Source organism: Synechococcus sp. CCY9202, from assembly GCF_034931685.1.
GTDB lineage: Bacteria > Cyanobacteriota > Cyanobacteriia > PCC-6307 > Cyanobiaceae > CBW1002.
Genome location: NZ_JAYGID010000082.1, coordinates 1 through 9,515, shown reverse-complemented (window position 1 = coordinate 9,515; position 9,515 = coordinate 1). Strand labels below are relative to the sequence as shown.

Below are 9,515 nucleotides of genomic sequence, written 5' to 3'. Positions count from 1 at the left end.
GCCGGGTGGAGGTGGCCCGCCTGCCCCTGCTGCCCCAGGCCGACAAGACCGGCCTAGATGACCTGCTGGCCGCGGCTGGCCCCGAGGCCCTCGAGCGGGCCCTCGCCACCACCGGCCCCCGGGCCGTGCTGCCCCTGCAGCGCCCTGCAGATGTGATCGCCGCGGCCGGTGCCTATCTGGCTGATGCCGCCCCGATCCCGGCCCCTGCTGTGGCGCCGCTGGTGATCCTGAGCGCCGCGATGGGTGCCGGCAAGACCGAGGCCATCGCCGCCCGTGTGGCGCCCCTCGCTGCTGCTGGGGTGCCCGTACTGATGCCCTCCCACCGCCAGGCCCTAGGGCAGGCCGCGGCTGAACGGGTGGGGGTGCCCTGGCGCCCGATGCCCGGCACCGATGAGCGCTGGCAGGGGGTGGCGGCCTGCTGGGATTCCTGGCGCCCCTCCAGCGCCCTGCAGCTGAGCCCAACCGGCTGGGCCGGGGCCGTGCTGGTGGCCGATGAATGGGCCCAAGCTGTGGAGCATCTGCTGCTCAGCTCCGGCACCACCCTGGCCGGCTACCGCGCCGAGGTGCTGCGGACCGCGGCTGAGCAGCTGCCCCGCACCCTGCAGGTGATCGCCGCCGAGGCCGGGATGCCCGCCTGGGCTGTGGCCTTGCTGGAGGCCCTCACCGGCCGCCGCGGCCATGTGATCGCCAGCGCTGCCCGGCCGATGGCAGGCCGACCCCTCCATGCCGCCGAGGGATTCAAACAACCCCAGGCCGCGGCCCTTGCGTTTAAGGCCCGATGGGCTGAGCTGGTGGCCGCTGGTGAGCCGTTCCTTTGCTGGACCTCCAGCCAAAAAGGGGAGTTCGCCAACAGCGCCCAACAGCTGGCCGCCCTGCATCGACTGCGCTGCCCCGGCGCCCTGGTGGATGTGCTCGACTCCACCACCCCCGAGCTGGCCGCGGCTGTGGCCGCCGACCCTGATGGCTGGGCCGAGCGCCGCACCGCAGAAGCCCAGGCCCTGGGGGTGCCCTTTGCCCTGTATTGCACCCCGGCGATCAGTTCCGGCCTGAGCTGGGCCCGCTGGCGCCCTGCTGCTGTGCTGGCCTACGCCGGGGGCCGGGTGGCCCCTGAGCATGTGGCCCAGGCCCTGGCCCGGGTGCGCTGCCCCGAGGTGCCCGCCTATCTGTATGCGGCCGAGCGCTGCCCCGGTGCTGCCCTGCGGGTGGGATCTGGCGCCACTGACCCGGCCCAGCTGATCGCTGATCTCCGCGCTGTGGCCGACCCCCTCTACGGCCAGCTGGCCGCGGCCGATGCCGAAGGGGCCTGGCTGGCTGCCTGGGCTGAGCTGGGGGCCCAACGCAACCGCCAGCGCTACGCCTACCGCGCCACGATCGCCGGGCTGCTGGAGCGGGAGGGATGGGAGCTGCAGGCCCCTGGCCCGGAGCCCTGCCCTGCTGCTGGTGCTGTGGCCGCGGCCGATCTGCAGGCTGCCGCTGCCGCCTACCGGGATGCTGCTGATCAGGCTGTGATCGGGGCCCGGCCCCTCACCGAGCTGGAGGCTGCCGAGCTGGCCAAGCGCCGCCGGCTGGAGCCCCTCGATCAGGCTGCCCTGAGGCGCCACCGCTTGGCCGAGCGCTGGGGGCTGGAGGGATGCCCGCCGACCCTGGAGCTGCTGGAGGCCGACCGCGATGGCCTGCGCGATCAGCTGCGCCTGGGCTGGCTGCTCACCACCCCAGAAGCCCTCGCCCTGGTGGGCGCCCACGATCAGGCCGCAATCGCCGCCCTCGATCCCGCCGGCCGGCCGTTTGCCCCTGACCGCCTGCGGGTGGCCATAGGCCAACAGATCAGTGCCCTGCAGGCCCTGGGGCTGCCCCAGCTGCTGGAGCGCTTCGCTGCTGGGGATGTGATCGCCGCCACTGACCCGGCTGTGCTGGCCCTCCACGTCAATGCCACCGCCCACCGCGGCCAGCTGGCCCAGGCTGCGGGGCTGAGCCCTGCTGCCCTGCCTACCGGCACTCTGCGGGCCCTGCTGCAGGCCTGCGGCTGGCGGCTGGAGCAGGCCGGACGGATCAAGGCCCGCGGCACTGATCGGGATGCCTACACCTACCGGGCCCACCGGCTGGCCCTGCCCCTGGGGGTGGATGCCGCGGCCCTGGCTGCTGCCTGGATCGCTGAGCTGGGGGCCCCGATCGCTGGGGCTAAAAGTTCCCCTACAGAGGATTCATACAGGGGAGAAAAAAGCCCCACCCCAGCGCCGCCACCCCAACCGCCCCCGATCTGGCGCCATCTGCAGGCCCGAGCGGTGGCAATTCCCTGGCCATCGCCCCCTCGAGCAGCGCCCCTAGTGGCTGCATAGCCGCCACCCCCGCCAACTGCAGGGCCCTGGTGGGTGTCTGCATGGTGTTGGTGCGGGGGCTCGAAGCTTTGGATCAACCCAGTCGCAATCGCTGTTACGTCAATCGACATTGCAGGGCAATGCCCCTGCCGATCTATGCGCCACTTACTAGCCGCCTTCTCTCTGCTGTGATTTGCCGAGAATCAGGATATGATTTGAGAAAAGTCAAGGCCTAACTATTATGACTAATAATCTTAAGAGCTTTAAGTTCACTAACAAAGCAGACACAGCGATTTCAGTGACAGGCTGGGAGGCCCTCGAGGGTGTTGTTATAAATGCACTTGCTGGCAATGACATCATTAAAGGCACCAGCAGCACCGACTCCGGCATCTTCAACAACGGCACAATCAATACCGGCGATGGCAATGACATCATTACCGGCACCGGCACCCGCGACGACGACTTCTACGGCATCATCAACAACGGCACAATCAATACCGGCGATGACAATGACACCATTACCGGCACCGGCGACTTCTACGGCATCCTCAACTACGACACAATCAATACCGGCGATGGCAATGACACCATTACCGGCACCGGCGACTTCTACGGCATCTTCAACAACGGCACAATCAATACCGGCGCTGGCAAGGATACCATTATCGGCACCGGCACCCGCGACGGCGACTTCTACGGCATCTTCAACTACGACACAATCAATACCGGCGATGACAATGACATCATTAAAGGCACCGGCACCGGCTCCGGCTCCGGCATCATCAACTACGGCACAATCAATACCGGCGATGACAATGACATCATTACCGGCAAGTGTCGGTCCGGCGACTTCTACGGCATCTTCAACAACGGCACAATCAATACCGGCGCTGGCAAGGACATCGTCGATGCACTTGAAGGTGGATTCGATGGAAATGGAACAACATATCTTGATGCTGGCAATGACACCCTAAAAGGATTTGGTACTGGTAATTTTTATGGCGGCGCTGGCACAGACAAGTTATTTTTTGGCGAAGGCACCTACGTAATTAGTGGGTCCACTGTCGTATTTAATGGTGCGACAATGAACGTCAATCAATTTGAAAAAATAGGCGGTGCAAATGGTGGACTATTTACCTTCCAAGATGGGACGCTTACTGTTTCATCAACAGGTGTTGGCACATTTGCTTGATTGCCAGTCGTAATAGCTGTTGCGTCAAGTCATTAGGAGCTTGCTGTCCCCGGCCCCGTCCCCCGCCTGATCGCCACCCTGCATCTGCAGGCCCGAGCGGTGGCAATTCCCTGGCCATCGCCCCCTCGAGCAGCGCCCCTAGTGGCTGCATAGCCGCCACCCCCGCCAAAACTGCAGGCCCTCGCCGGCCACTGGTGGGCGCCTGCGGGAGGTGGTTTCCTGCTGCCTAGGGATGCCTAGTGCTGCCATGGCCCGCGATCGCAAGGGAGCCCAGCTGAGCCTCGAGGTGGAGCCCCAGCTGCTGGAGCGCCTGCGGGCCCGAGCTGCAGCTGATGGCCGCCCCCTGGCTGCCCTGGTGCGCCGCTGGCTGGAGGCTGGGCTGAGTGGTGCGCTCGAGCAGCAGGCCACCGCCGCGGCCCCAGCTGCTGGCCCTGAGCTGCTGGCCCGGGTGGAGGCCCTGGAGGCTGCCGTATCCGATCTGCCGCGCCCCGCATCCCCCGAACGGGTGAGCGCTGCCCCTCGAGCAGCTCAGCCGGTGACCCCTAAACGGGTGGCCCTGGGCCCAGGCCAGCTGGAGATCATCGGGGCCGCCCATCTGCAGGCCGGGCCGTCATCCCCTGATCCCCCGCCCGGGCCTATCACCACCGCCGAGCTGGCCGAGAGAACGGGCAGCAATAGGGGCGCCTGGAACAACTGGGCATCCAAGGCCACCCCCGGCGATGTGCGCCACCACCCCCAGGCCGGGAGCTGGCGGCTGATTGGCAAGGCCGCCCTGGATGCCGGAGGCCCGGCCCGCTGGATGTGGGAGCAGGCCTAGGGATGCCTAGGGATGCCTAGTGCAGCTGCCTAGGGATGCCTGGTGTTTTGCCTAGTTGTGCCTAGTGCTGATCGCCGCGGCCCCTGCCGATCGGCTGTGCTGGCTGAGCTGGCTGCCTAGAGATGCCTAGTGCTGCCCCTTGCGTACTAGCCACAACGAGCGTAGGCTGTTCGTACACCGCAAGGGATACGGCCGTGGAGCTGATCGCCTACTACCGAGTCAGCACCGAGCGCCAAGGCCAGAGCGGCCTGGGGCTGGAGGCCCAGCAGGCCAAGGTGGAGCAGCTGGCCGCCGAGCGTGGCGCCACCGTGGTGGCCGAGTTCACCGAGGTGGAGAGCGGCCGCAAGGCTGACCGCCCCCAGCTGGCTGCGGCCCTCGCTGAAGCCCGGCGCCTGGGGGCTGCTGTGGCGGTGGCCAAGCTCGATCGGATCGCCCGGGATGCCGAGCTGGTGCTGCGCCTGAGCCGGGAGGCTGCGGCCAATGGGATGGCCGGCTTCCTGTTTGCCGATCTGCCCGACGTTGACGCCACCACCGCCGCCGGCCGGATGGTGCTCACCGTGATGGCCAGCGTGGCCGAGTTCGAGGCCCGCCGGATCAGTGAGCGCACCCGGGAGGCCCTCGCCGCGGCCAAGGCCCGGGGGGTGAAGCTGGGAGGCCTGCGGGCTAATACCCGGACCCGCAACGATGAGGCCCGCGATCGGGCCCAGGCCGGCACCGAGCGGCTGCGGCCTGTGCTGGCGCCGATGGCCGCCGCTGGGCTGAGCCTGCGGGAGATGAGCGCTGCCCTGGCCGCGGCCGGCACCACCACCAAGGCCGGCAACCCCTGGAGCCCCTCCACCGTGAAGCTGGCCCTGGAGCGGCTGGGGCTGCGCTGAGCCACCGACTGGCCACCGCCCGTATGCTGAACGAGCGTCAAACAAGAACTGCGCCCTTCGATGGGCAGAGGACGGGGGCCCTCAGCAATCCCCCCTCAGAACTGGGCCCGCCCCAGCTGAGACCGTTCCCCTTCGCAAGGGAGCCAAGCCGGCGATTGGCTTGTGAGTGCGGCCGAAACCAAGAAAAGACGCGGCCGTTCCTTCGCAATCAATCCCTATGGGCATCCATGCCCCGCGGCCCCTGGTGGCCGATCTACGAAACCCTGCAGCTGGGCCGATGCGGGCCTTTCCCGTGAAGCTGCCCCTGGCGGCCCATGCCCGCCTGCATCTGCAGGCTGAGCGGCTGCGCTGCTACCCCTCCGCCCTGGCCCGTGCCCTGGTGCTCCAGGGCCTGGATCAGCTCGATGGGGAGGTGGCCTGATGGCCTTCGATCCCCCCCGCCGGCCGACCTTTGAGCCGGATGCCAACGACCTCGACGCCAAGGCCTGCAAAACCACCGCCGGCCGGGTGGTCAGCTTCAAGCGCCGCCATGGGCTGGCCCGTGGTGATCGCCTGAGCGCCGCCGCCTGCGCCCTGCTGCTGCAGGAGCTCGAGGCCGATCGGGTGTACCGCAAAGGCGAGCAACTGGCCCAAGCCCAAGCCCTTGCCTTGATCGCTGAGCGGGCCACCCCTGAAGCGGCCGCGGCCGTTGCTGCTGTGCTGCCCTGCAGGGCTGCGGGCCCATGGGTGAGCGGATACGAAGCCGAGGCCTATTTGCTGAACCGAGTTCAGGCCCTCACTGGCAAGCGATACGCCACCGCCGGGGCTGCCTGCCTCAAGGCTGCCGCCCTGGCCCCTGCTGCCGCCCTGGCCGCCGAGGCCTTTAAGGCCAGCCGTCTTGATCGCTTCCGACGGGATCTGTTCTGGGGGGTGATCCTGCGCCTCGATCAGCTGCAGGGGCCACCGCCTGCAGACCCTGAGGCCTTCTACAGCTGGTGCCAGCTAAAGGCCTACAAAGGCCACCACACCGCCCCCAGCCTGGGCGATCTGCTCGCTGGCCGGATGCAGGAGGCCGCGGCCAGGGCCCTGCTCGATCTGCCTGCCACCGGGCCCCTCGATCCTGGGGCGATCCGCAGCGCCTACCGAGCCCAGGCCCGCACTGCCCACCCTGATGTCGGGGGCGATCGCTACCGATTCGAGCAGCTGGCCGCGGCCCGTGACCGGCTGCTGCTGGTGGGGGTGACCTGATGCGCCGCCACCGTGCTGAGGCCTGCGACCGTCTGGCGCTGGCTGATGTGCGGCCCCTGGTGGAGCCCGGCGCTGCTGCTGCCGCCCTGCCCGATGGCACCGCCCTGGCCCTGCGCTGGGGCACTGCCCGCGGCTGCTATGGCGGCCGGCCTGGCTGTGCCCTGCTGCTGGTGTGCCCCATCTGCAGCAGATCGGCCCGGGTGCTGTGGCGCCCCCCTGGCTGCGGCTGGGGGTGTTGCAAATGCTGGCCGCTGAGCCACGCCAGCCACCGCCGCCCGGGAGCCCGTAAGGGCCGCCCGAAGCCGCTTCGCTGGCGAGGCCAGCAGATCAGCCGGGAGCAGCGCCGCTGCGCTGACCTGCTGGGCCTGGAGACCTGGCCGCCGGAGCGCCTGCTGTGGAGCGGCCGGGATCTGTGGCTGGCCCCGCGCCGGCCTGATGCGCCGCGGATCAGCCACCACCGCCAGCTGGCCCTGATCCGCCGCCTCGATGCGCTGGAGATTCTGCGGGTGCTGGCGATCAGGGCCAGCGTTGATTCCTTCATAAAGACCATGGGCCTGGCCCTCGAGCCGCCACTGGCTGGGCCGGGGCCCCGCGCCACCGAAACGGTTCACGCCACCGGCTGGGCTGTGCGCCGGGGGGCCCGTGACCCCAGATCTAGTAGGGGAGCCCCTACAGATGGAATCACCCAAAAACCGCTGTATGACTAGAACCCGGCCGAAGTAGGGGGGCTAAATGGCCGCCAGCCCTTGCGATCTTCGCCGCCATAGATAGTATGGTGTATAGATCTTGTGGAGCCCGATGTTCACTCACACCGATCGCGACACTCTCCTAACGGTGAAAGTCGCCGCATCTGAGCGGACCTGGTTTCACGAAGTCGCCGCGGCCCAGGGGATAACCCTGAGCGAACTGGTTCGCCAGTCGATTGCGCTTGAAGGTGCCCGCCTCGGGGTGCCTGCTCCAGCTGCCCCTGTGGCGGCCTGAGCGAAAAGGCCTGAAAAGGCGAAAGGGCCCCCGGCGCTAACCGGGAACCCTTCCTGACAAACCAGACCCCCAACCAATTGAGACCGGGGAGGGATCTGGATACACAGCCCGGCGATGCCGGGCCCGTTCCATGAATCGTATCCCTTTCGGCAACCGAGCGCAACCCTGCTCGGCTAATACACCCCCAGATCTTAGCTACAGAGCGGGATCTGGGCTAGTACGGCATCGCTGGGCCGTCTGGCTGCGCCGGGGGCTGGTGCCCGCCGGGCTGCCCCCCGCCACCCTGGCCCGCGGCTACCGGCTGGCCTATGGCCGCCCGCCTGCCCGTGATCCTGAGCGCCGCGCCTGCTGCGCCTACAGCGCCGCCGAGCTGGCCGCGGCCCTGGAGGCCCTGCGCCTGCCTGGCCCTGAGCAACAGCTGGGCGGGATCTGGGCTGCTGTGCTGCAGCGCCTGCCGCTGCCCTCTACGCGGATGCTGCTCAGCCAGCAGGCCCGCCTCCGGCTGCTGACCGCCGCCGAGGCCCTGGTGGATGTGGAGCGGCAATGGCTGCCGATGGTGAGCGCCCGCCTGGATCTGCTGAAAGATGCCTTTCAGGCCCAGCTGGGCCGGCCCGTTGTGCTGCATCTGCGGGGGGTGCAGCTGTGAGCACCACCACCGCCGCACCGATCGCGGCCGCCTGCGATGGGGCCCGCAAGGGCGATGGCTGCGGCGGCTGGGGTGTCGCCGTCCGCCTGGCCGATGGCCGCCTGCTGGAGCGCAGCGGGGCAGAACATGACACCACAAACAACCGCCAAGAACTGCGGGCCGCGATCGAGGCCCTGCAGCTGCTGGCCCAGCTGCCCAACCCGCAAGGGCTGGAGCTGGCCTGCGACTCCCGCTATGTGATCGACAACCTGGCCCGTTCGCTGCCTCGCTGGCACCGCAACGGCTGGCGCACTGGCACCGGGGAGCCGGTGAAGAACCGCGATCTATGGGAGCTGCTGGAGGCCGCGGCCGCCGCTGCCCCCTGGGTGCGGCTGGTCTGGGTTCGGGGCCACAACGGCCACACCCTCAACGAAGCAGCCGACCGGCTGGCCAGCACCGCCGCCGAGGCCCTGCAGCTGGAGCAGGCCGCGGCACCGATCGCCGCACCGCACAAACAAGCATCGGAGCCTGTGCCCGGTACGCCGGCCGGCCTGCTGCCCGATCACTGGACCGAGCTGCAGGCCAGCGCCATCGCCGCCGATGTGGCCGCGGCCAACGTCGCCAGCTGGGGGCCCAGCACCCCCCGGCACTGGGAGACCGAGCGGGCCGAGCTGGTGGCCCATGCCCGGCTGGCGATCCAAACCGGCAGCACCACCGAGCGCGGCCTGCCCCAGGCCCAGCCCGGCCATCTGGCTGGCCGCCTGATCGCCCTCGACAAGCGCTACGCCCATCTAGGTGGGGGTGGCTGGCGCACCCTGAGCGCCGCCCTGCCGGGCCTGCCGGTCTTTGACCAGTGGAAACCGGACTCGCCCCGCCAGAAGGGCCGCCGCGATGCGGCCGGCGGCTGGCTGCTCCTGGCCGGTCACTGGGTCAAGTACGAAGCCGGCCCCGGCTTCCCTGATGGTGGTGGCCTGCTGCTGCCTCGCATCCCTGAACGGTGCTGGCGGCTGATCTGCGAGCGGCAGGGGCTGCCCTTCCCTGATGCCGCCGCCAGGGAAGTCGGGTTCTGGCTCTGGGCCCTGGCGACGCCTGAGCTGTTGCTGGTGATCGCCGAAGGGCCAAAGAAAGCCCTCGCCGCCGTGAGCGCCGGCTGGCCTGCAGTTGGATTGCCTGGCGTCCAGATGGGTCGCCGCCTTGGCGCCGATGGCTCCGAACGGCTGGTCGAGGCCCTGCAGCTGCTGAACACCCCCGGCCGCCGCTGGGTGATTGCCTTTGATGCAGAGGCCCGCCCCTCCACCGCCACCAAGGTGGCCGCGGCTGCTGGTGCCCTGGCCCGTGCCCTCCGATCCGCTGGTGGCCGGGTGGAGGTGGCCCGCCTGCCCCTGCTGCCCCAGGCCGACAAGACCGGCCTAGATGACCTGCTGGCCGCGGCTGGCCCCGAGGCCCTCGAGCGGGCCCTCGCCACCACCGGCCCCCGGGCCGT

The 9,515-nt window shown here is 69.1% G+C and carries 9 protein-coding genes; all 9 read left to right on the top strand.

From position 1 onward, the window contains the following. Positions 1-2,336 (top strand): hypothetical protein (locus VB777_RS11080; RefSeq protein WP_323248945.1); only part of this gene is annotated, 2,336 nt, incomplete at its 5' end. 220 nt (positions 2,337-2,556) lie between these two features. After that, positions 2,557-3,507 carry a calcium-binding protein gene (locus tag VB777_RS11075; RefSeq protein ID WP_323248943.1) on the top strand — a complete coding sequence of 317 codons (951 nt, stop codon included), beginning with the start codon at positions 2,557-2,559 and terminating at the stop codon, positions 3,505-3,507. Positions 3,508-3,754: 247 nt separating this feature from the next. Beyond that, positions 3,755-4,324, top strand: a complete 570-nt coding sequence (locus VB777_RS11070) for a hypothetical protein (RefSeq protein WP_323248942.1) — start codon at positions 3,755-3,757, stop codon at positions 4,322-4,324. Positions 4,325-4,518: 194 nt separating this feature from the next. Continuing rightward, positions 4,519-5,199: a recombinase family protein gene (locus VB777_RS11065; RefSeq protein ID WP_323248940.1), complete on the top strand. Its 681-nt coding sequence runs from the start codon at positions 4,519-4,521 to the stop codon at positions 5,197-5,199. A 277-nt stretch (positions 5,200-5,476) separates the two neighbouring features. Then, positions 5,477-5,620, top strand: a complete 144-nt coding sequence (locus VB777_RS11060; protein ID WP_323248938.1) for a hypothetical protein — start codon at positions 5,477-5,479, stop codon at positions 5,618-5,620. Then, entirely contained in the window at positions 5,620-6,426 is an 807-nt protein-coding gene (locus tag VB777_RS11055; protein ID WP_323248936.1) for a J domain-containing protein, read from the top strand. The genes VB777_RS11060 and VB777_RS11055 overlap by 1 nt, the downstream gene beginning before the upstream one ends. Continuing rightward, positions 6,426-7,133, top strand: a complete 708-nt coding sequence (locus VB777_RS11050; RefSeq protein WP_323248934.1) for a hypothetical protein — start codon at positions 6,426-6,428, stop codon at positions 7,131-7,133. Before VB777_RS11055 ends, VB777_RS11050 begins: the two co-directional genes overlap by 1 nt. Positions 7,134-7,663: 530 nt before the next feature. Beyond that, positions 7,664-8,053, top strand: coding sequence for a hypothetical protein (locus tag VB777_RS11045; RefSeq protein WP_323248931.1), 390 nt, complete (start codon positions 7,664-7,666; stop codon positions 8,051-8,053). Further along, positions 8,050-9,515 (top strand): RNase H family protein (locus VB777_RS11040; RefSeq protein WP_323248929.1); only part of this gene is annotated, 1,466 nt, incomplete at its 3' end. The genes VB777_RS11045 and VB777_RS11040, both read left to right, overlap by 4 nt.